This is a genomic window from Vibrio chanodichtyis (genome assembly GCF_028863985.1).
Lineage (GTDB): Bacteria > Pseudomonadota > Gammaproteobacteria > Enterobacterales > Vibrionaceae > Vibrio > Vibrio chanodichtyis.
Genome location: NZ_JARBFT010000001.1, coordinates 163,017 through 184,871, shown reverse-complemented (window position 1 = coordinate 184,871; position 21,855 = coordinate 163,017). Strand labels below are relative to the sequence as shown.

General features: G+C 47.9%; 18 protein-coding genes, 1 other RNA gene, 1 pseudogene and 1 riboswitch. Of the genes and pseudogenes, 12 read left to right on the top strand and 8 right to left on the bottom strand.

What is annotated here, in order from left to right; translation table 11 throughout:
• Positions 1–194 precede the first annotated feature (194 nt).
• A pseudogene (gene fdhF / locus PUN32_RS00770) lies at positions 195–4,375 on the bottom strand (formate dehydrogenase subunit alpha).
• Positions 4,376–4,854: 479 nt separating this feature from the next.
• Positions 4,855–4,962, top strand: a riboswitch (TPP riboswitch).
• 96 nt (positions 4,963–5,058) lie between these two features.
• Between fdhF and thiD the strand changes: the two are divergent.
• The 7 genes from thiD to thiE all read left to right on the top strand — a co-directional run bounded on the left by thiD (position 5,059) and on the right by thiE (position 10,622).
• Complete coding sequence (gene thiD, locus PUN32_RS00765; protein ID WP_274721313.1) at positions 5,059–5,916, top strand: bifunctional hydroxymethylpyrimidine kinase/phosphomethylpyrimidine kinase; 858 nt, start codon at positions 5,059–5,061, stop codon at positions 5,914–5,916.
• On the top strand, positions 5,906–6,664 hold the full coding sequence (locus tag PUN32_RS00760) for an ABC transporter ATP-binding protein (RefSeq protein WP_274721312.1): 759 nt from the start codon (positions 5,906–5,908) through the stop codon (positions 6,662–6,664). Before thiD ends, PUN32_RS00760 begins: the two co-directional genes overlap by 11 nt.
• Positions 6,657–7,463: an ABC transporter permease gene (locus PUN32_RS00755; RefSeq protein ID WP_274721311.1), complete on the top strand. Its 807-nt coding sequence runs from the start codon at positions 6,657–6,659 to the stop codon at positions 7,461–7,463. Before PUN32_RS00760 ends, PUN32_RS00755 begins: the two co-directional genes overlap by 8 nt.
• A gap of 17 nt (positions 7,464–7,480) precedes the next feature.
• Positions 7,481–8,431 carry an ABC transporter substrate-binding protein gene (locus PUN32_RS00750; RefSeq protein ID WP_274721310.1) on the top strand — a complete coding sequence of 317 codons (951 nt, stop codon included), beginning with the start codon at positions 7,481–7,483 and terminating at the stop codon, positions 8,429–8,431.
• A gap of 17 nt (positions 8,432–8,448) precedes the next feature.
• Complete coding sequence (locus tag PUN32_RS00745) at positions 8,449–9,120, top strand: TenA family protein (RefSeq protein ID WP_274721309.1); 672 nt, start codon at positions 8,449–8,451, stop codon at positions 9,118–9,120.
• A gap of 11 nt (positions 9,121–9,131) precedes the next feature.
• Entirely contained in the window at positions 9,132–9,938 is an 807-nt protein-coding gene (gene thiM, locus PUN32_RS00740; RefSeq protein WP_274721308.1) for a hydroxyethylthiazole kinase, read from the top strand.
• 69 nt (positions 9,939–10,007) lie between these two features.
• The gene (gene thiE / locus PUN32_RS00735) at positions 10,008–10,622 is read left to right on the top strand and encodes a thiamine phosphate synthase (RefSeq protein WP_274721307.1); all 615 of its coding nucleotides are present in this window, start codon (positions 10,008–10,010) and stop codon (positions 10,620–10,622) included.
• A 204-nt stretch (positions 10,623–10,826) separates the two neighbouring features.
• Here thiE and PUN32_RS00730 read toward each other — a convergent pair whose 3' ends face one another.
• Together PUN32_RS00730 and PUN32_RS00725 are read right to left on the bottom strand one after the other, a co-directional pair.
• On the bottom strand, positions 10,827–11,393 hold the full coding sequence (locus PUN32_RS00730; RefSeq protein ID WP_274721306.1) for a response regulator transcription factor: 567 nt from the start codon (positions 11,391–11,393) through the stop codon (positions 10,827–10,829).
• Positions 11,390–13,018 carry an ATP-binding protein gene (locus tag PUN32_RS00725; RefSeq protein ID WP_274721305.1) on the bottom strand — a complete coding sequence of 543 codons (1,629 nt, stop codon included), beginning with the start codon at positions 13,016–13,018 and terminating at the stop codon, positions 11,390–11,392. Before PUN32_RS00725 ends, PUN32_RS00730 begins: the two co-directional genes overlap by 4 nt.
• Before the next feature lie 236 nt (positions 13,019–13,254).
• Between PUN32_RS00725 and PUN32_RS00720 the strand changes: the two genes are divergently transcribed.
• Complete coding sequence (locus PUN32_RS00720; protein ID WP_274721304.1) at positions 13,255–14,601, top strand: hypothetical protein; 1,347 nt, start codon at positions 13,255–13,257, stop codon at positions 14,599–14,601.
• 511 nt (positions 14,602–15,112) lie between these two features.
• Here the strand turns inward: PUN32_RS00720 and ffs are convergent.
• Positions 15,113–15,209: signal recognition particle sRNA small type (gene ffs, locus PUN32_RS00715), an RNA gene on the bottom strand.
• A 139-nt stretch (positions 15,210–15,348) separates the two neighbouring features.
• Positions 15,349–16,089: a VP0952 family biofilm-associated protein gene (locus PUN32_RS00710; RefSeq protein WP_274721303.1), complete on the bottom strand. Its 741-nt coding sequence runs from the start codon at positions 16,087–16,089 to the stop codon at positions 15,349–15,351.
• A gap of 49 nt (positions 16,090–16,138) precedes the next feature.
• Between PUN32_RS00710 and PUN32_RS00705 the strand changes: the two genes are divergently transcribed.
• Positions 16,139–16,441: an MGMT family protein gene (locus tag PUN32_RS00705; RefSeq protein ID WP_274721302.1), complete on the top strand. Its 303-nt coding sequence runs from the start codon at positions 16,139–16,141 to the stop codon at positions 16,439–16,441.
• 141 nt (positions 16,442–16,582) lie between these two features.
• Here PUN32_RS00705 and PUN32_RS00700 read toward each other — a convergent pair whose 3' ends face one another.
• Positions 16,583–17,017 carry a YbaY family lipoprotein gene (locus PUN32_RS00700; RefSeq protein ID WP_274721301.1) on the bottom strand — a complete coding sequence of 145 codons (435 nt, stop codon included), beginning with the start codon at positions 17,015–17,017 and terminating at the stop codon, positions 16,583–16,585.
• A 150-nt stretch (positions 17,018–17,167) separates the two neighbouring features.
• Between PUN32_RS00700 and tesB the strand changes: the two genes are divergently transcribed.
• On the top strand, positions 17,168–18,028 hold the full coding sequence (gene tesB, locus PUN32_RS00695) for an acyl-CoA thioesterase II (protein ID WP_274721300.1): 861 nt from the start codon (positions 17,168–17,170) through the stop codon (positions 18,026–18,028).
• Positions 18,029–18,038: 10 nt separating this feature from the next.
• Here the strand turns inward: tesB and PUN32_RS00690 are convergent, their stop codons facing one another.
• Positions 18,039–18,497 (bottom strand): Lrp/AsnC family transcriptional regulator, encoded by a 459-nt coding sequence (locus PUN32_RS00690; protein ID WP_274721299.1) that lies wholly within the window; start codon positions 18,495–18,497, stop codon positions 18,039–18,041.
• 121 nt (positions 18,498–18,618) lie between these two features.
• Between PUN32_RS00690 and PUN32_RS00685 the strand changes: the two genes are divergently transcribed.
• Entirely contained in the window at positions 18,619–19,686 is a 1,068-nt protein-coding gene (locus PUN32_RS00685) for a PLP-dependent cysteine synthase family protein (protein ID WP_274721298.1), read from the top strand.
• Positions 19,687–19,829: 143 nt separating this feature from the next.
• Here the strand turns inward: PUN32_RS00685 and sohB are convergent, their stop codons facing one another.
• Complete coding sequence (gene sohB, locus PUN32_RS00680; RefSeq protein WP_274721297.1) at positions 19,830–20,891, bottom strand: protease SohB; 1,062 nt, start codon at positions 20,889–20,891, stop codon at positions 19,830–19,832.
• Positions 20,892–21,049: 158 nt separating this feature from the next.
• Here sohB and PUN32_RS00675 point away from each other — a divergent pair, with 158 nt between their 5' ends.
• On the top strand, positions 21,050–21,793 hold the full coding sequence (locus PUN32_RS00675; RefSeq protein ID WP_274721296.1) for a YciK family oxidoreductase: 744 nt from the start codon (positions 21,050–21,052) through the stop codon (positions 21,791–21,793).
• The last annotated feature ends 62 nt before the right edge of the window (positions 21,794–21,855 follow it).

The window sequence follows — 21,855 nt, the reverse complement described above, 5'->3', positions numbered from 1 at the left end:
ACTAAGCCGTGAGATTTTTACAACCAGTGAAGGCTGCTGTTGAGAAACGCAGATAATAAACAACTATACCCAAACAACTTCGAGTTGCAGGTAGGCGGCAAGTGAGTGAGTCCCCATGCGCATAGGCAAACTATGTGATTGGGGTGAACGAAACCAACACCGCTGCAGCTTCAAGTGGGAAGGCTATATGACGGCTACAGCTTTTCCACTCGCACCGCAGCGACTTTAAACTCTGGGATCTTGGCATGAAGATCGGTTGCCGTAGTGGTCAGACGATTGACAGGCGATTCGACAAAATGGAATGGAATAAACACCACTCCAGCTTGCATTCGCTTGGTGACAAAGGCAGCGATTTCAATTTCACCACGACGGGTAGAAACTTTGAGCATATCACCGTTGCCAATTCCAAGCGTCTGCGCATCTTGCACACTGATCATCGCTCGTGGACCGGCAAGCTTGTTTAAACCTGGAGTTTTACGTGTCATGGTACCCGTGTGAAATTGCTCTAACACTCGCCCGGTGGTCAGCACCATTGGAAACTCTTGATCCGGCAGTTCAGCGGCATAGCGAAATGGGATCGCCTCCATCTGTCCTTTGCCACGTGTAAATTGGGTTTGATGCATGATGCGTGTTCCAGCAGGATTATTTTTACTACTCGGCCACTGTACGCCATCATAGGGAATATTGTCCCAATTGAGGCCAGCATATTGTGGCGTGACCCGCGAGATTTCATTGGTAATGTCAGCTACCGAACGATAGTGCCAATCACTACCCATCGCATTGGCAATGTCTTGAATAATGCGCCAATCCTCTTTCGCTTCACCCGGTGGATTCAGCGCAGGATAAATACGCTGAACACGACGCTCAGTATTGGTGAAATGACCGGATTTTTCAGCAAACGAATAGGAGGGCAACACCACATCCGCGTATTGCGCGGTTTCGGTGAGAAAAATATCTTGCACCACTAAGAAATCCAGCGCTTGTAAACCTGCAATCACATGTGCCTGATTAGGATCGCTCAGTACCGGATTTTCACCCATCACATACAACGCGCGCACTTCACGGCGACATGCGCCATCAATGATTTCGGTCAGGGTTAAACCGGGTTCCGCCGAGAGATGCGGTGCATTCCATGCACTGGCAAATTTTTCACGCACCAAGGGGTTATACACTTTTTGATAACCAGGGTAAGTATTAGGCAGCGCTCCCATATCACAAGCGCCCTGCACGTTAGACTGACCACGTAATGGATTGATACCTCCGCCTTCAATCCCGATATTGCCACACAGTAGTTGCAGATTGGCGATCGAGCGAACGTTATCATGTCCGGTAGTATGTTGCGTGATACCCATGGAGTAATATACGGCGGTGCGCTTTGCGGTGCCTATCATCCGCGCCATCGCAAAGATATCATCCGCTTTTACGCCCGTAACCAGCTCGACTTTATCTAAGGCATAAGCAGGCGACATTACCAATTGCAACATGGTATCAAAACCATCAACCCGCTCTTCAATATACTCGCTATCGTACCAACCATTTTTGATGATTTGCTGCATCACACCATTGATCAACATTACATCGGTACCCGGACGATGTGCCAAATAAAGTTCGGCATGATCGGCCATCGCGATACGTTTCGGATCTGCCACAATTAAACGCGCACCATGATGACGAACCGCTTGTTTGATGTGAGAGGCGATCACCGGATGCGCCGCTGAGGTATCAGAGCCAATGATAAAGATAACATCTGAGTGTTTGATGCTGGGAATATCGTTGGTCATCGCCCCACTACCGAGCGAGGCTTCTAATCCGGTAACGGTCGATGCGTGGCAAAGCCTAGCACAATGATCTACGTTATTGGTCCCCAACTCACGACGCATAAATTTTTGAAAAGCGTAGTTGTCCTCATTGGTGGTTTTCGCCGAAGAGAAACCAGCCAATGAGCGACCACCGAAATCTTGTTTGATAGTACGGAATTTATCCGCAATCAAGGTAATGGCTTGTTGCCAACTGGCCGGTTGCAACTCACCATCTTTGCGGATCAATGGGGTGGTAAGGCGCTCTTTGCTGGTGATAAAGTCAAAACCGTACCGGCCTTTCACACACAACATGCCTTGATTGACTGGCGAGTGTGCTCCTTCAACATAACGAATTCGGTTTGCCGCTTGGTCGACATGCATAGTCAACTTACACCCCACACCACAGTAAGTACAAATGGTCGTCACTTTCTTCAAAGGTGTTACGCGGCCTTGTGAGCGATCACGCGCATCGGTCATCGCCCCAACAGGGCATGCTTGTACACAAGCACCACATTGCACACAACGAGAATCGCCATCATCACCCCTTGACCACCAAAATTCGGACGGCAATCAGGGCGCAGCACAGGACGACCATGTTCAAGCTGCATAAAGCTCAGCACGCCTTGCACAGACTGCTCTTGACAGGCTTGAATGCATTGACCACAACTAATACAGCGGTTGGCGTCAAACACAATAAACTGTGAACTGCGATCGACAGCATATTTATGGCGCGGATCGCTGCGACGGAGCTCTTGCCATTCAGCATCACTGTTAATATTCACCGAATGGTCAAAGTGTTGCGTTGCACCATACTCTGTCGCGTAATCGCGCAAGTTACACGATGTATTGACTTGGCAGCCACACTCTAAGCAACGCGCCGCTTCGGCCATCGCTTGAGTATGATCAAAACCGAGCTCTACCTCTGCAAAGCACTGTTCACGCTGTACGGATGTGAGCTCTGGCATTATTGTGCGAGCCACTTTTTGAATATGGGCAAAATGGTAGGGATCAACCTGCTGCAGCTTCTTCTCTTTGCGAGAGTTAAAAGGCGTCACGGGAATGTTGTCCATATCACCGTCAAAGAAACGATCTATCGCTTGTGCAGCAAGACGACCATCAGCGACCGCTTCTACTGCGGTTGCCGGCCCACGACGAAAATCGCCAATGCTGAAAATATTACCGGTTCCGGTGTGCATGGTTTGTGGGTTGGCATCCGCCGTATTCCAACGCGTGAGTGGAATTGTTAATGCTTCACCTTGCATAAAACTCAAATCTGCTTGCTGAGAAACTGCGGCAATCACAGTATCAAACGATTCCGTGAAATATTCTCCCGTCGCTTCAGGACGGCGACGCCCTGAGGCATCCGCAGCACCAAGGGCCATTTTTTCCAACTTGACCGCGCTAACTCGCCCGTACTGATCGGCGATATTTTCTAGCGGGTTGGTTAAGAACAGAAACTTCACCCCTTCATGCTCAGCTTCTTCAATTTCATACTCTGCAGCAGGCATTTCAGCGCGGGTACGACGATAGATAAGAGTGGTGTCAGCCCCAGTGCGTACCGCGGTGCGTGCACAATCAATCGCCGTATTGCCGCCACCGATCACCGCAACTTTCTTACCCGTGGTAAACCGTTGCTCGGTGACAAAGTCTTTTAGATAATCTACCCCCAAATAACAACCGGCAAGATCACTGCCTGGGTAGTGCATGGCTACCGCTTGTGAGGCTCCGATGGCTAGGCATAACGCATCATAGTCGTGACTTAATTGCGATAACGTGATGTCTCGGCCAAGTTTTTTATCGGTATGAATCACCATACCGTTACGGCACATCAACGCGATCTCTTGATCAAGAATGCTTTTCGGTAACCTGTATTCTGGAATGCCGTAGCGCAGCCATCCGCCCGCTTGAGGCATCGCCTCAAATACATCCACTTGATAGCCTTCATTAGTCAGGTAATAACCGGCGGTTAAGCCGCTAGGGCCACTACCGACAATCGCGATGCGCTTGGATTTGTCGGCTTTTTTCTCTGGCGTGTAAGCCTGTTGCGCGGCAAGGTCGGCATCCGCAGCATGGCGCTTCAATTGGCGAATCGCCAGCGGATTATCCACCAGCGATCGGCGACATTCTGCTTCACAAAATGCAGGGCAGACGCGACCAATCGACAATGGCATCGGCAAGGTGCGTTTGATGACTTCAATCGCTTTTTGATGGTCGTTTTGCGAGATATGATAAAGATACGCTTGAATATCGACACCGGCAGGACACGCCGTTTTGCACGGCGCTTCACAGTCTGCATAGTGGTCACGCATAATGCGGTTAAGTGCCTGTTTACGCTGTAGCGAAAGGGCGGCAGATTGGGTTTTTACGCTGAGGCCATTGTAAACCTCAAGCTCACAAGCGCGGCGAATACCGCCACTTTCCACTTCAACCACACACAAATCACAGGCAATTTTCTCTGCTGAGCGATTCAGACCACACAGCGACGGGATCTCAACTCCACACACTTTGGCCGCTTGCAGAACGGTTTGCCCTGCCTCAACGATACGATATTTACCATCTATGACAATTTGGATCATACGTTACCCCTTCAGCCAGCGTGTTGCAGCAGATTTTGTAGCGCCAAAAGCAAGCGAGTGGCCTTACATCAAGCCATTGTTCCGCCATCTGAGCGACTTATTATCATTTCCCACATTAAACATAGGGGAATGTTGCGTGTAACATCATACTCAAGCGCTCTCACTTTCCTAAGCAAATGTCATGCAGAATGTGAAGCGGATATAAGCAAAATTCGCGGCGTGCTATACCCAAACAACTTGGAGTTGCAGGCAGACGGCAAGTGAGTGAGTCCCCATGCGCATAGGAAAACTATGTGATTGGGGTGAGCGAACATAGCCAACACCGCTGCAACTTCAAGTAGGAAGGGGATAAATAACGGAAGCATTGGGCATATCTTATCCCGCACTATATTTGACACTGACTACAACTCATCATCCTTACCACTCACATCAACACTCAAAAAACGTATCGCTTGCTTAAACGTCCTGTTATTATCCTTGGCAAATAGTCGGGGGGCCACGTGATAAACGTCGGCTGAGATCGAAATTCGAGACCCGTTGAACCTGATTCAGTTCGTACTGACGTAGGGAACTATAAGTACTTTGCCTTATGCCTCATTTCTCCGGCGGGGAAAGCCGATCCGAAATCTGATCGCTCTCAGCCAGCAAAGTCAGTTCCTATACGTCTTGCTATAGGAGCGACCATGACAGCACCATCACCGTTTTGTTCTCACCAGACCCGATCCTCAGCCATTCCTATTGTATTAACCATCGCAGGCTCAGACAGTGGTGGCGGGGCAGGCATTCAAGCCGACATAAAAGCCATCTCGGCGACGGGCAGTTTTGCATGCTCGGTGATTACCGCCATCACCTCACAAAATACCCAAGGCGTGTCAGCCATTTTTCCGATCCCGCTTGAACATGTAGCCAGTCAACTCGATGCTGTCTTTACCGATCTCAATATCGTGGCGGTAAAAATCGGTATGCTGGCGGATGCCAATATCATCAACGTTGTGGCGCATAAAATTCAACAATACCAACCTAAACATCTGGTGATTGACCCTGTTATGGTTGCCACCAGCGGTGATCTCTTACTGGAGCAATCCGCGATCAGCACATTGAAACAACGGCTCATCCCGCTTGCAGACATCATCACCCCCAATCTTGTTGAAGGCGCGACACTAACCGGAAAATCAGTACCGCAATCGGAAGCAGAAATGCAGGCGATGATGGATGACCTTCGCGCGCTTGGCGCTAAAGCGGTGTTGTTAAAAGGCGGCCATCTGGAGCACGATCAAAATAGTAATGATCTGCTGATCACGCCAAATAGTGCCGAACTGATCAGGGCACAACGTTACCCCACCAACAACACTCATGGTACAGGCTGTACCCTTTCGGCGGCGATGGCTTCTTATCTTGCACAAGGCCATCACCTTAGCCAAGCGGTTCATCTCGCTAAGCAATACATCTCTCAAGCGATCGCTCATGCCGATGAGCTGCAGGTGGGTAAAGGTCACGGCCCGGTACACCACTTCTTTGCAGGGCACCAGGATGTGCGTTAAAGCAATAGGGATTGAGCTTAGTGATGCCAGTCTGAGATACCAAGACAGCCAGACGGCGACATTAGCAAGAATGAGCATGACCATTCCTGCTGGTCAGTGGACGGTGTTATTGGGGCGCAGCGGCTGCGGAAAAACTACGCTGTTACGCTATCTGGCTGGCTTGTTAGATCAGCAGGTGGTTTGGCAAGGTCAGTTAACAACCAGCGACGGATTACCCCTGCGCGAGCGGATCGCCTATATGGCACAACAGGATTTGTTGTTGCCGTGGCTCAATGTACTGGACAACGTTCGCTTAAGTGCACGCTTTTCTGGCTCGCACTCCAATCCCGCAGCGGAAAAACAACCAGCGATTCACTTGCTTGAGCAAGTTGGCTTAGCGGACTATGCCGATGCCAAACCCGCCCAGCTTTCTGGAGGAATGCGGCAGCGCGTAGCACTGGCCCGCACTCTGATGCAAAACAAGCCTTTGGTTTTGATGGATGAGCCTTTCTCGGCACTCGATGCCGTAACGCGGCATAAGTTGCAAACCTTATCTGCCACGCTACTCAAAAATAAAACGGTGGTGCTGATCACTCATGATCCACAAGAAGCGGTGCGGCTGGCTGATCAGTTGTATGTACTGCAAGGCTCCCCCGCCCAAGCTAAGCCTCTAGCGCTGCCCGACACTCGCCCTCCTCGCTTGTTTGATGGTGCCTGCGCCACTTTACAACAGGCGATCTTAGATCAGTTGGAGCAAGATTATGCGTGATATAACTCAATACCCCGCAGCCTCGCTATCGATCACTCAACCACAGCCCGTCAGCGATCCAATTCTACGCCTAGTGATCACGACCGCAGTCATCTTAGGCCTGTGGCAACTGGTGGTCATGGCCTTCAATATACCGAGCTTTATTTTGCCAGCACCACTGGATGTGTTACAGCGGCTACTCGCTCGCTACCCCGTGTTACTTGCACACACTTGGGTCACCGCACAGGAAATCTTGCTCGGTCTAGGGCTCGGTTTGTCTATGGGATTGCTGTTCGCGCTACAAATGTTGCTGTACGAACCACTAAAACGTTGGCTACTGCCGATACTGATCGCCAGCCAAGCCATTCCGGTGTTTGCCATCGCGCCCATTCTGATGCTGTGGCTTGGCTATGGCATTGCCTCCAAAGTGGTGATGGCCGCGATCATCATCTTCTTTCCAGTGACCACCTGTTGTTATGACGGTTTACGCAATACCCCAACTGGATACCTCGATCTGGCCAAAACCATGGGCGCTTCGAAATGGCAACTACTGTGGCACATTCAATTACCGGCGGCACTACCCACCTTGGCCTCTGGCATTCGGGTTGCGGTGGTGATCGCTCCTATCGGTGCGGTCGTCGGAGAGTGGGTTGGATCCAGTGCTGGCTTGGGTTATCTGATGCTGCAAGCCAACGCACGGATGATGATCGACGAGATGTTTGCCGCGCTGTTTATCCTTGCCGTGCTCTCCATCGCACTCTATTTCATCACGGACAGATTATTGAAAAAAGCCATACCTTGGCAAAACCAATCAAGATAACGCAAAGGATCCCCTCTATGAACAGAAACAGACTTATTCGCGCTACGGCTCTGCTGGCTTCGCTTATCGCCACTCACACCCTCGCGGCACAAAAAGAGCTGACGTTGATGTTAGATTGGTTCGTGAACCCCAATCACGGCCCGATCATTGTGGCTCAGCAGCTTGGTTACTTCCAAGAGCAAGGTTTGAAGGTCAATATTCAAGAACCAGCCGATCCCAGTATGCCGCCTAAACTGGTCGCGGCAGGTAAAATTGATCTGGCGATATCATACCAGCCAAACCTGATCATTGACGTGGCCGCGGGCCTGCCATTGATCCGCTCCGCGACACTGATCGCGACACCACTCAATACCATGATGGTGCTCGACAACGGCAAAAATAACAGCCTTGCCGATCTCAAAGGCAAGAAAATTGGGATTGCGATCGCAAGCAATGAAGAAGCGACCATCGGCACTATGCTGGCCCAAGACAATATCAAGCTGTCCGAGGTGCAAATCATCAATGTCGGCTGGGCGCTCTCTTCATCTTTAGCCTCAGGCAAAGTGGATGCGATTTGGGGTGGACTGCGTAACTTCGAAATGAACCAACTCGCGTTAGAAGGTTACCAAGCCAAAGCGTTCTTCCCTGAAGAATATGGCGTACCGGCATATGATGAACTGGTGTTTGTCGCAAATGCCAAAACTTACGACAAGCAAGCGATCACCGCCTTCAACAAAGCGCTTGAACGAGCCACCATGTACATCATCAACCATCCGCAATCCTCTTGGGCCACATTTGTCGCTTACTCACCAGACACGCTCAACAACCCACTCAACCAACGTGCTTGGAATGACACCTTGACCCGTTTCGCACTTCGTCCAGCCGCGATTGATCTAAAACGCTATGACGAGTATGCCGAGTTCATGTACTCGCAAAACATCATTACAACACGCCCACAAGCGAAAGATTACCTACCTAATTTTGACTGATCCCGAGGTTATCCCCTATGCAATACCAAGATTTAATCAACGCATGCCGTCAAGATTGGCAGCAATATACCGAACACCTTTTCGTGCAACAATTAGCCCAAGCAACACTGGCTCAGCCCTGTTTTCTGCACTATCTCAAACAGGATTTCTTATTTCTCAAACAATATGCTCGCGCTTACGCGTTAGCGATTTATAAAGCTCGCACATTGCATGACATGCGCCGGGCATTGCCAAGTGTTCAGGCGCTGCTAGAGTCAGAAATTACTCATCACGTCACTTACTGTGCGCAGTGGGGACTCACCGAGTCCGATCTGGAACATGAGCCGGAAGATGTTGGCACCATCGCCTATACCCGCTATGTGTTGGATGCGGGCATGAGCGGTGATTTGCTTGACCTGTACACGGCATTAGCCCCTTGCTCTATCGGTTATGCGACTATCGGCAAAATGCTGATCAACGATAAAAATACCGTTATCGTCGGTAATCCTTATGCAAGTTGGATCACTCTCTATGGTGGAGCAGAATTCCAGGCTGGGGTTGAAAAAGGCACACAACACTTTAACCAGCTATTAGCGGAAATCGACCTCAATAGCCAACGCGGTCAAAATCTGATTGAGGTATTCAAAACCGCAACACGCATGGAAGTGGCTTTCTGGCAACAAGGCTTGAACGCGAAACAAGGCAAATAGGGAAAATCGACATGTTAATTGAACAAATCACTCAAACGTTAAACGCAGTACGCCAACAAAAACCGCTGGTGGTTAACATCACTAACTACGTGGTGATGAACAACACGGCCAACGCTCTGCTGGCAATCGGCGCATCGCCAATCATGGCCCACTCACAACAAGAGATGGCAGAAATGATCGCCTTGGCTGGAGCGCTCGTGATCAACATTGGCACGCTCGATAGTGTTTGGACACCACGCATGCGGTTCGCGGTACAACAAGCGAATGCCAAGCATAAAGTCGTCGTGCTTGATCCTGTCGGCTGTGGCGCTAGTGGCTTGAGAACCGAAACCTCGCGCCAGATTGCGCGCTTGGCGGATCGACTGATCATTCGTGGTAACGCCTCAGAAATTATTGCGCTCGCCGGTCAGCCAGCACACAGTAAAGGGGTCGATGCCCTAGACTGTAGTGATGCTGCCTTAGGAGCCGCTCAGTTCCTCGTCGCCAACTATGGCGCAAACGTAGTCATTTCTGGCGAGACCGATTACATCGTCACCCCATCTCGCATCGTAAGCCTGCACAATGGTCATCCGATGATGCCATACGTCACCGGAATGGGTTGTACCCTAACCGCACTCACGGGTGCCTTTGCGGCAGTGGGCGATCACACCGGTTTGGCTGCCGCCGCAGTACTGGGCGTAGCCGGTGAAATCGCCGCAGAGCAAGCACGTGGCCCCGGCAGCTTACAATTCACTTTACTTGACGAGTTATATCGACTTGATGACCAAACATTAACTAAGCGACTCAAGCTACAAATTATTGAAAATTCAAGTAATTAAAACCCAAAAAACGAGCAACTGAAAAATGCCCCAACTCATCGCAAGGGTTGGTGGCAGTGAGGAAATCCCATGAATGCCTATCGTCTGTATTTAGTCACCGATGACCAACAAGATTTAGACACCCTCAAGTGGGTGGTCAGCAAAGCGGTACAAGGAGGGGTCACTATGGTGCAAGTTCGAGAAAAACATGGTGATGTGCGTGCTTTTATCACGCGAGCCATCGCGGTAAAACAGATCCTCCAAGGCACCAATGTACCGATGATCATCAACGACCGAGTGGATGTCGCGCTGGCGGTCGATGCTGATGGCGTACACCTCGGCCAATCGGACATGCCAGCGCACATCGCACGTCAGCTGATTGGCCCCAATAAAATCCTAGGTTTATCGATTGAAAATGAACAACAGCTTGCACAAGCCGACGCCCTGCCGATTGATTACATCGGCTTAAGCGCCATCTATGCCACGCCAAGCAAAACCAATACTAAAAAACACTGGGGTATCAATGGATTGAAGATGGCGCTCAACACAACCACCCTCCCCATCGTCGCGATCGGTGGCATCAACCAAAGCAATATTCCAGCCCTAACTACAACCGGTGTACACGGCTTAGCACTGCTATCAGCAATCTGTCATGCAGACGATCCCAAAGCAGCGTGTGAATATTTGCTGAGTTTAATGAAATGAGGAGAGAGTTGACTATGTTGCTGATGGTTTTTGATGCCAAAGAGTGGACTGTATCATCGCCAATGCCCGTAGATAATCCTGTGCATTAGAAAATGGATGATCATACGTTTAATAAAGTTTTAGACAATTTCGTGTTAGTGCTTTTTCTAATTTAGCAAAATGGATTAACTTAAATATTGCGAATCTTCCAACTAATTGTTTAGTTTAACGAACGGCCAAAACGCTTCGTTTATAGGAACTCAATTCGATTTTTGACTTGATGTTGTAACGATGATATTCGACGGTTTTCACCGAAATACCGAGTTTTGACGCAACATCTTTGGAAGAAAAGCCGAATGCCAAGAGATCAAGGATTTCACACTCCCTTTCAGTGAGTTTGGATCTGCATTGCGCTAAGGAGACCAAACATTTGCTACGTTCGAGTGCAGCGGTGACTACCTTCGATAATGAGTCGCTATCCACAGGTTTTTCGAGGAAATCCATCGCCCCTTGTTTCAGGGCTTCAACCGCAACATGCACTTGTCCGTGTCCACTCAGAAAAATGATCGGCCAATGTGGCATCAATTCTTTCAGATGACGCTGTAACTCTAAACCACTCATCCCTCCCATCCGTAAGTCTAGAATGATGCAGGCAGGTAAAAAGTTAGGTCTTACTTGGTTCAGGAACGCTTCAGCAGATGAATAGCATTCTCCCTTTAAGTTATTGAGGGCAAACCAACGCGACATGGCTTTTCTAATTTGTAGGTCATCATCTACGACAAATACGGTCATTGGCCGGCCTCCACTTTAGGCAACGATATTCGGAACGTTGTGCCGGAATACTGAGAAGATTGCTTGTTATCATCAAGCAGTTCGATATGACCGCCAAACCCTTCCAGCATTGTTTTACAAATAGAGAGCCCTAAACCCATACCCTCTTTTTTGGTCGAGAAGAGTGTTTGGAAAATCTTGGCACGTACATCACTTTCAATCTGATCACCGTTGTTATGGATATCAATGACTACGTTATGAGCAGAACTAACAGTATGGAATGTGATATCTGTGGCGTTAGCTTGAATGGCATTCTTTATCAAATTAACCAATACCTGAGTAAGGGCAAGTTTGTCCACGTTGACAGACATGAGGCTCACATCAGGTTGCTCGAAGATTTGGACATTGTGTTTAATGATGGTTTCACTGAGTAGACGCTGTGCATCGTTAAGGCACTGGTGAACAGCAACAGTTTCGATGTGAAAAGATTTGCCTTCGCCAATACCTTTATAAATGCAGCGGTGGATTTGAACAGCTTTATTCAGTGCAAACTCGACATCTTGATTCAACTCAAGCAAAAGGCCACGGTTTATCTGTTGGTCACTTTGAAGCAATTGCATCGACATTTGACTGTTCATTAGTGCCGCTTGTAATGGAGAGGCCACCTCATGGGCAATGGTTGAGCTTAATTCGCTGAGCGATGACTTCTGCATTAGATTTGCCAACATCAATTGATTATCCCGCAATCGTTCATTCACGGCTATTTGATTATCGCGATACGAACCAAGTAAAAGCGTAATTAATGCCATAACGGCATAGAGCATTTGAATTTCAATAATGCTGTAAACCTGAGCATTAAAGAGATTATATATTGTAGCGGATAAAATATTGACAGAAAACGCAGAGAATATGCCCGCTTTTACGCCATGTTTAACTGAGACCAGTGCGATAGGGATGAGCACTAGATAATGGAAGTATGACCAATTGGGTTCAACGATGACCACAACAAAAATAGCCAAGCTCAACAGTGTCGCCAGAGTCACACTTGCTATCTGACTCGGAGTGATTTTCTTTAGGTGTTCTTTCGCTGTTTGAAGAGGGGTGGGGCTCTGAATTAGTTTCTCCAGCGCAAATGCAACAGGCGTGAACATGAGTAGCCCAGTTAAGTCTCCCACCATAAAAGAGATAAAGATATTGTGCAACCTGCTGAAAGGAGTGAAGCCAAACGTGTAGAACAAGGCTGAAGCAATAACGCCAGAACAAGCGGTTGCTAACAGCCCCATCACAATAAACCGCCAAACGGCATCAACATCGGAAAATTTCAGCTCAGATGCAGCAAGCAGCCTTTTTAGTCCATAACCAGCAAGAGCATATATCAGGGTCTGGCGTGTGATATGGAGCCAATTAAATAAGGTTAAATCCCATGGTGGCTTGTCTGAAAAACTAGCAAAGACGGCAGCGAGAAAAATGATCGGGAAAAACCGCAATCCTTGCGTAAAGGTTAACGCTACGATAAACGCTGGAGCAGGGAAAAATGCACTGATAGCTGCCACGTTGGGATTGAGCAGAAATAGTAGAGAAAACTCGTAAAGAATGAAAAAGGTAACAATACAGCGAAGGCTATTAAATAGTAAGCTTTGGTTCAATGTTTCAAATTCTCAATATTGCTAAAAGCACATGAATTCAGAGACTTTTCCTGCGGCGGCAGCTTAACAATAAAACGGGTCTTCGTACATCTTTTTTACTTTCCTTTCGTGTAGTGCATTCTTGGTTTGATTGATTGTTCTGCATTCAAAGAAGGGGGACTTCCCAGTATTTTTTACTGATTTCAAGTTTGGCGGATTCGTATAAGTTTAGTTTTTTATTCTGATAAGGAACAGGTATGCAATTTCCAAAGCGAACGGTAGCGGTAGCCATTATAGTAGGTTTACTTTCTGCGTGTGGTGGTTCAGAAGAATCTAGTCCGTTACCACCAAAAACACTAACGGCCATCGACGGCTATTTGATTGGAGCAGAGGTATATGTTGATCGCAACCAAAATGGCAAAGCAGATGCGGATGAAAAACTGGATCAGCTCAGTGGTGAAAAAGGCCAAATCGCTATTCCGAGCGCTGATGCAGAGTTCGATGTGATTGTGAAAGCCATCGCTGGTAAAACCCGAGATAGCGATAAAGGTGGCACAGTTGAGCAGAGTTTTGAATTGCTTGCAAAAAGCACCAGCTCAGTGGCATCTCCTTTCACAACCATAGCTTTTGCCCAGAACAAAACCATGGAAGCGTTGGCAGCTGAACTTGGCTATGATAGCAATACGCTAAGTCATGACTATGTGGCATTGAAAAACTCAGCAGAAGATGCCAAATCAGCGCACCTTTTTGCGAGAAGTATTGTTTCGTCACTGGATATGGATAAAAACAGTGATGATTTTGCGACCCGCATGAAATCAATTAACGATGAGATAGATAAACTTATTAACCAAGACAAAGAGTTGGATGACATAGTGATCTATCTGTCTGATACAGGTGTAGCTTCTGTATCTTCCATGCCGCCAACACTTACTGAATTTATGGACAAGCAGACGTATGTCTCATTTAGTATGAATGACTTCTGGCGTACCCGAGATAATGGTGATGAGGTCGCGTACTGGCAGTTTGATATCAACAACAATGCGGTTAAGTTAAATGAGATACCTCTCTCACTGGCATTTGATAAGTTGAACCCTAACTCTTTCTTTATGACTTGGTCGAAAGAGCCAAACGTTGAATGTGAATACCCTTATGGCTCAGTATGTCGATCAGAGATGCAAGATGATTTCATCTTCATGGAGAATGAATTTGCATTGGCTATTTCCGTTGATGGTGATATTCAGATCTACCTCAAGCCAAGGGAATCAGAGTCCATAGATCACACGTTGAACGGTGTGGACCAGTTCGACTTGACCAGCAGTTCAATCGAGCTAAATACTTATCATCACTTGGATGATAAATCGACAGACTGGTCGCCAAAACCTTCTCTGAGGGAGCTTTCTGGTGGAACAATTAAAATCATTTCAGCTGACAATGGAACAATTTCTTTCGGCGATTTGGAATACCAAGTGATACGCGGTAATGGACAGATTTACATAATAAAACGAGCCGATGGGCATCCTTCATTGTTGTTCCGCAATGAACAACTGGCGGATCTAATGAAGTCAAAATGGGAAAACCATAAATTGGAACAACCAGATGATTAGAAGTATTTATCAGTTTGAATCCTAGCTATTGCATATATTATTGGCCATATTAAGGATACAGTTTCAGCAACTGAAAATTATCTATAATGAAATATTGGTGAACCCCAGCGCTGCTGGGGTAACGCTCATATACTCTTACGGGTAACATTTGGTAGTTCGAGCTAGCATCAGGAAAATATGAACGATAATTTATTCTAACTTCCTTATTAGAGCAGAAACAATTCACGAAACAGGTTATTTTACAATTGGGCAATGGTTTGTTGCCCAATTAAATTTCATGATGGTTTAATTCCTTCTAAACACGTTTTGGGGCAAAAGTACGTTGCAGCTCTTAAATAACCAAAAAGTTGAGAGGTAAAACTTTTGATATTTAGGTGGTATTCGAGGTGAAAACAGAAATCGAACCCCAGAATGGAGAAAGTGCGAACAACTGTATCATTCTGCAAGCTCATAAACTTACAGCTTATGCTTTTAATTGGACACTTTATGCTTTCAGCGACAAGATGGGCGGAGGCCCCAGCCACATCCCGGCACACACGTCATCCGCTGTGGCTGCTTCCTTCCGGATCTGACCAGGTTCACGAACTAGTGTTGCGGGAGGACCAGGGCCCCCATCGATTTGAGTTTGGATTATCTCCAAAGCGGGGCGATTATTAAACATCGACCTAACCAATGCAAGCGATAATACTGATTTCGATCGATACACCAACCTAAACGCGCAGCATTTCACCATTTATTGGTCTTTTGCTATGGCTGAGATGCTTGCTCAGTGCTTTTCAACACATAATCAGTTATCCATGCTGTCGCTAAGATTGATATCCATACCACGAAAACGGGTTTGGGGATCTCGATACTCGGTGAGAGCACTAACGTAGCAAAGCTGACACAAGGTAGGCTCCACCCCAATAAATTGCTCCAATTGATCATAGAGGCAGATTTAGAGAGTAACTGCTCACCCGCGGCCAACATGCCAGTAAGCAGCAAAGCGATGGCGACGGCATCAAATTGCTCCGCAACCCACAGCGGCACAAGCAAGCCTAACACCCACCAATGGTGAGAAGGGCTTGGTTGCCAGCCGCGTGCCACCCACCATGTCAGCATCACCAGCAATAATTGTCCTAGCGTAATCAGCGGTGAACCTTCCAGTTTGCCGGCAGATTGAGTTACCATGATGCCAACGTATAAGGTGATGGCCATCAATGCGCATACCGCGACCACTCGCCAATTGCTGTGCGCAGAAAAGGCCACCATTAATAATGGGATCACTACCCATTGACTCACCGATAAAGCGATGGGTTGCAGTGGCAAAGTGGCGGCAAAAGCCCCCAGCGTGACCAGCAATACTAGGCTAGAAAAGCGTAAGGTTAACCATAAACTCGGGATCAAAAAGGCGATGATGGGGATTGCTCCGTCACTCACTCCCACCACATGTGCCGCAGCCATTGAACATAAGGCAGCGCTCAAAAATTGTAAGGCAGACAATAACATGCCAACTCCCTATACCTATCCTTGGTAAATCATTACGGGCTTTTGCATTATGAACCCATTTTTACAACAGATCTTTGTCGTGATTCACCAAATTCCATTTGGTCAGGTATCAACTTATGGCGCGGTGGCCAAAATGGCGGGTTATCCGGGTTATGCTCGTCAGGTGGGTAAAGCGCTCAGTCAACTACCAGCCGATAGCCAATTGCCGTGGTATCGGGTGATCAATAGCCAAGGAAAGATATCACTGCTAGGAGAGGATTTCGTTCGCCAACAGCAACATCTATTGGCAGAAGGCGTAGAGGTGAGCCCGACGGGGAAAATATCGTTACGCCACTATCAGTGGCAACCTTAACCCACAGTGGCAACTTTAACCAAGCAGGTGAAAACCACAAGGGCAGCCCCAATACCGCTGCCCTATTTTGCTGTCTTTGGATTGACTAAATGACGCATTGACTAAATGACGCTCGGCCATAAGGCCAACTCAGTGACTCTTTTACGGTTGACTATGAACGCCGACCAGCATCATATTCACTTGCTTGGTCGCATCAGCATCGGTGATCACCGCATAGTGACTATCGCTAATAAAACGTAGCGTACCATCAAGCTCAATTCGCGCACTGACACTGTAACGGTGGCTCGGATCGATCTTACTGCGGTCATAGCTCAAATTAAACGCCAGTGGTATCTGCGCTCCATTGGTAATAAAATTTTGCTTGGCAATCACGATTGCTGGGGCATCGGCCAATGAGACATCTTGTAGGTAAACCGTCACCAACGCATTATCGGGCAGCGCAATTCGCTCACGATAAGCGACTGTGCCAGTGATGGATTGCATTTTATCTTGCTCCTGACTGGATTCACTCAATTGGCATCCACTGAGCAGCGCCGTCAACAGCACTGAGAACAGAACCAAAAAAACCTTTTGCATAAAGCCTCACTACACTGGAAAAATATCGGAATTGGCAAACCAGCAAATTATATGCCATGGCGATATTTGTGTCATGGCAGCGCGAGATTATTGACAAATATCTGACTCGCATCCCAAGATCAGCGAAATAGACGAAAAGGATCGTAACTAATGAGTAAACCGTTAGATGAGCTGCTAAAGCTGCTGCAATTAGAAAAGCTAGAAGAGGGATTATATCGCGGCGCGAGTGAGCACATAGGGTTGCCGCAAGTGTACGGTGGTCAAGTGATCGGCCAAGCACTCTCTGCCGCTCGCTACACGGTGGAACCAGACCGTACTGTGCACTCTTTCCACAGCTACTTCTTGTATCCAGGCGATCCTGAAAAACCGATCATTTACGATGTAGAAAACCTGCGCGATGGTAAAAGTTTTAGTACCCGCCGAGTAAAAGCGATTCAAAATGGGCGGCCAATTTTCTACTTAACCGCCTCTTATCATGGGGAAGCGCCGGGATTTGAGCATCAAAAAAGTATGCCGGAAGTAGCAGGACCGGAAAATTTTGCCTCAGAAACCGAATTAGCTGCGCAGATTGCTCAATTCCTACCAGAAAAACTGCAAAAAACCTTGTGTAGCGAAAAACCGATTGAAATACGCCCAGTGACCGTGGTCAATCCGCTCAAGCCACAAAAAATTGAACCCAAGCAGTATTTGTGGATCCGTGCCAACGGCAACCTGCCACAGGATCAATTAATTCATCAATACCTACTCGGTTATGCTTCAGATTGGGGTTTTCTCACCACAGCATTACATCCGCATGGCGTTTCCTTGCTGACCCCTAAATTCCAAGTCGCGACTATCGATCACTCGATCTGGTTTCATCGCCCATTCAAAATGGACGATTGGTTGCTGTATGCGATCGAAAGTCCAACCGCCAGCAATACACGCGGCTTAGTGCGTGGAGAAATCTATGATCGACAAGGCAATTTGATCGCAACCGCGGTGCAAGAAGGCGTGATGCGCTTTTTGAACTAAAACACGCCCTTTATAACGGTAATTGAGTGGTGTATTTGAGTGACTCCATCGCAAAGGTGGAGGTCACTTTGTTCAATCCCTCAATGCTATTGACCAGTTTTTTATAAAACTGGTCAAAACAGGCCATATCTTTGACCAACACCTTCATCATATAGTCGTATTCACCGGCCATACGATAAAACTCCATCACCTCGGGAAACTCTTCCACCACACTGACAAAGCGGCAATACCATGCGTGAGAATGGTTATTGGTCGTCACCATCACAAAAGCGGTAAACGCAAGATCAAGCGCTTGCGCATCCAGCAGTGCGACGCGCTCCCGGATCACCCCACTCTCTTGCATTTTTTTTAAACGTTTCCAACAAGGTGTCGTGGTTAAGTTCACCGTCTGGGCTAACTCATTGAGCGATATGGTGCAATCTTGTTGCAAAATCGCCAAGATTTGCCGATCAACCTGATCCAATAACATAGTAACCTCGATGTAGAGAGAAAATTTTTCTCCAAAACTACAAAAACACAGCAAAAATGGCAAAGTTTTTCTCAGTGTGACTGGTTACACTAGATCGGTAACTCAATCAGGAAACTTTGCTATGTGTACTGACCATCAGTGGATCAATAGTGCGATCCGCAAAATAGAAGCCGACTATCAACGCTCTGCCGATACCCATTTAATCAAACTTGATCTGCCTTGCATCGCTGGGGTCGATATCTATTTGAAAGATGAAAGTACCCATCCAACCGGCTCACTCAAACATCGCTTAGCTCGTTCACTGTTTTTGTATGCCTTATGTAACGGCTGGATTGGGCCACAAACCACGATTATTGAATCCTCTTCTGGCAGCACGGCTGTTTCCGAAGCCTATTTTGCTCGCCTGCTTGGCCTGCCCTTTATTGCGGTGATGCCAAAATGCACCGCACGCAAAAAAATCGAACAAATTCAATTTTATGGTGGCAAAGCACACCTTGTGGATCGCTCGGATCAGATTTACGCAGAATCTCACCGCCTCGCCCAAGAGCTGCAAGGCCACTATATGGATCAGTTCACTTATGCTGAACGCGCCACCGATTGGCGCGGCAACAGCAACATCGCAGACAGTATTTTCAGCCAGATGCAGTTAGAGCAACACCCAGTGCCGAGTTGGATTGTGATGAGCCCGGGGACTGGCGGCACTTCGGCCACCATCGGACGCTTTATTCGCTACCAGCAGCACAACACCAAACTGTGCGTAGTTGACCCACAAAACTCGGTGTTTTATGACTACTACCGCACTCGCAATCCTGACTTGACTGGTGAGTGTGGCAGCAAAATTGAAGGGATTGGCCGCCCAAGAGTTGAGCCGAGCTTTATTGCTGATGTGGTGGATGAGATGCGCCAAGTCGCCGATGCAGCCAGCATTGCCACCATTTATTGGTTGGAGAACATTCTTGGCCGTAAGGCTGGAGCCTCAACCGGCACCAATCTGTATGGCGCGCTACAGCTGGCGTGTGAAATGAAGCGGCGTGGCGAGCAAGGCTCGATTGTCACTCTGTTATGCGATAGCGGTGAACGCTATCTGGATACCTATTACAACCCAGAGTGGGTCAAACACAATATTGGCGATTTGAGCGAGTACCTGCACAAATTGGAGACTTTCTCCGCCACTGGCTGCTTAGATTAAGCAACCTCACTGACCAAATACAAAAACGCGCTTAGAATTCACGCTAAGCGCGTTGGATTGGTGAGAGCGCTGACTAGCAAACCACTCCATAATGACCACTATATCAATGGTCGTTATATCAAGGGACGTTATATCAAGGGTCGTTATACTAGGGGACGTTGACCTCGGCTGATCAGTTTGAGTAGTACGTTGTCAGCCGCCTCTCCTGCCACACCGGCTAATTTATCGGCCAGCTTTTTCTTCTGCACATAATGCAGTTGCAATACCTTTTTGGTTTTGCACGCGGCACAGATCAAATCATCCGACGTTTGAATGTCATCGACTAATCCCAGCGCTTTGGCTTGAGTGCCAAACCAGTGCTCACCCGTCGCGACTTGATTAAGATCCAGCGCTGGACGGCGCTCAGCAATAAAGTCTTTAAACAGTTGATGCGTTTCTTCTAACTCTTGTTTGAATTTATCCCGCGCTTTATCGGTGTTTTCACCAAACATGGTTAGGGTGCGTTTGTATTCGCCCGCAGTCAGTTGCTCAAATTCGATATCATTTTTTTTCAGTAGCTTATGGAAGTTTGGCAACTGAGCCACCACCCCAATCGAGCCGACAATCGCAAATGGCGCACTGACAATTTTATCTGCGATACAGGCCATCATATAACCGCCACTGGCCGCCACTTTATCCACCGCAATGGTCAGTGGTAAGCCAGCCGCTTTAATGCGATCCAATTGTGATGATGCCAAGCCGTAACCATGCACCATACCGCCACCGGTTTCCAAACGCAGTAGCACTTCATCGCCACTTTGAGCAACCGCTAAGATCGCGCTCACCTCTTCACGCAGCGAAGCCACTTCTTTGGCATCAATGCTGCCATGAAAATCCAGCACAAACAGATGCGAGTCACGTTTGCTCGCTAGATCGCCTTGTTTCGCCGCTTGCTTAAGCGATTTTTCACGACTTTTCTGCTCCGCTTTCTCTTTTTTCTTATCCGCTTTATCGCGCGCTTTTAAAAACGCTTCGTCATGCAGATAAGCTTCTAAATGCTCAACCGTATGTTTATATTGCTCAGTTAGATCGGTGATTTCCAACTCACCTTTGCCCGCAGCACTGCGTGCGCCGAGTGATTTTACGATCACGAGCAGCGCCACCAATCCGACTAACACCGTCACTATCTTGGCCAAAAACAGACCATATTCTAATAAAAACGCCAAGTGATTCATCCTTCTTGAATACGAATTGGTGTATTGTAACCACCTTGTCACGCAGACTTAAAGCAAATCCTCTTCCGAGTTGACTAAGCTTGGATTTTTGACCCGCGCTAACCCGTGTTTGCCAGCCGGAAGAGCTAAAAAATAATAAGGAATAAGACGTGAATTATTCAGTCTCAACCGACGCTTTGAAAGAGAAAGTGATTTTAGTCACCGGAGCCAGCGATGGCATAGGCAAACAAGCGGCATTAAGCTTTGCCGCACATGGAGCGACGGTGATCCTACTCGGCCGTAATGTTGCAAAGCTCGCACAGACTTATGATGCGATTGAAGCGGCCGGCTACCCCACCCCAGTGATAATGCCTTTGGACATGCAAGGTGCCAGCAAACAAAACTATTTGGATATGGCCGACAGCATTACCGAGCAGTTTGGCCGTTTAGATGGTGTGCTACACAATGCGGGGTTGCTCGGCACGTTAGGCCCATTTGAACAAATTAGTGAAGCCTGTTTTGATCAAGTGATGCAAGTCAACGTCAAAGCACAGTTGCTGATGACCCAAGCATTGCTGCCACTGCTGCATCAATCCAGCGATGCTCGGATTGTGTTTACCAGCTCAACGGTCGGACATAGTGGACGCGCTTACTGGGGCAGCTACGCCATTTCAAAATTCGCCACCGAAGGCATGATGCAGATTTTGGCCGATGAACTGAGTGAAACGACCATTCGCGTTAACGCGATTAATCCAGGGGGAACTCGCACCGCAATGCGTGCCAAAGCCTACCCGGCAGAGGATGCTGAGCTGTTAAAAACTCCGCTCGATATTATGCCGCTCTATCTGTACTTAATGGCTCCTGAAGGGCGCGCGGTGCATGGTCAATGTATTGATGCGCAACCGAAGAAATAACGCGCTTTAGTTTTGGCTTGCGCAGGAAGACCAACGCCTTGCAAGTAGCAAGGCGTTTTGGG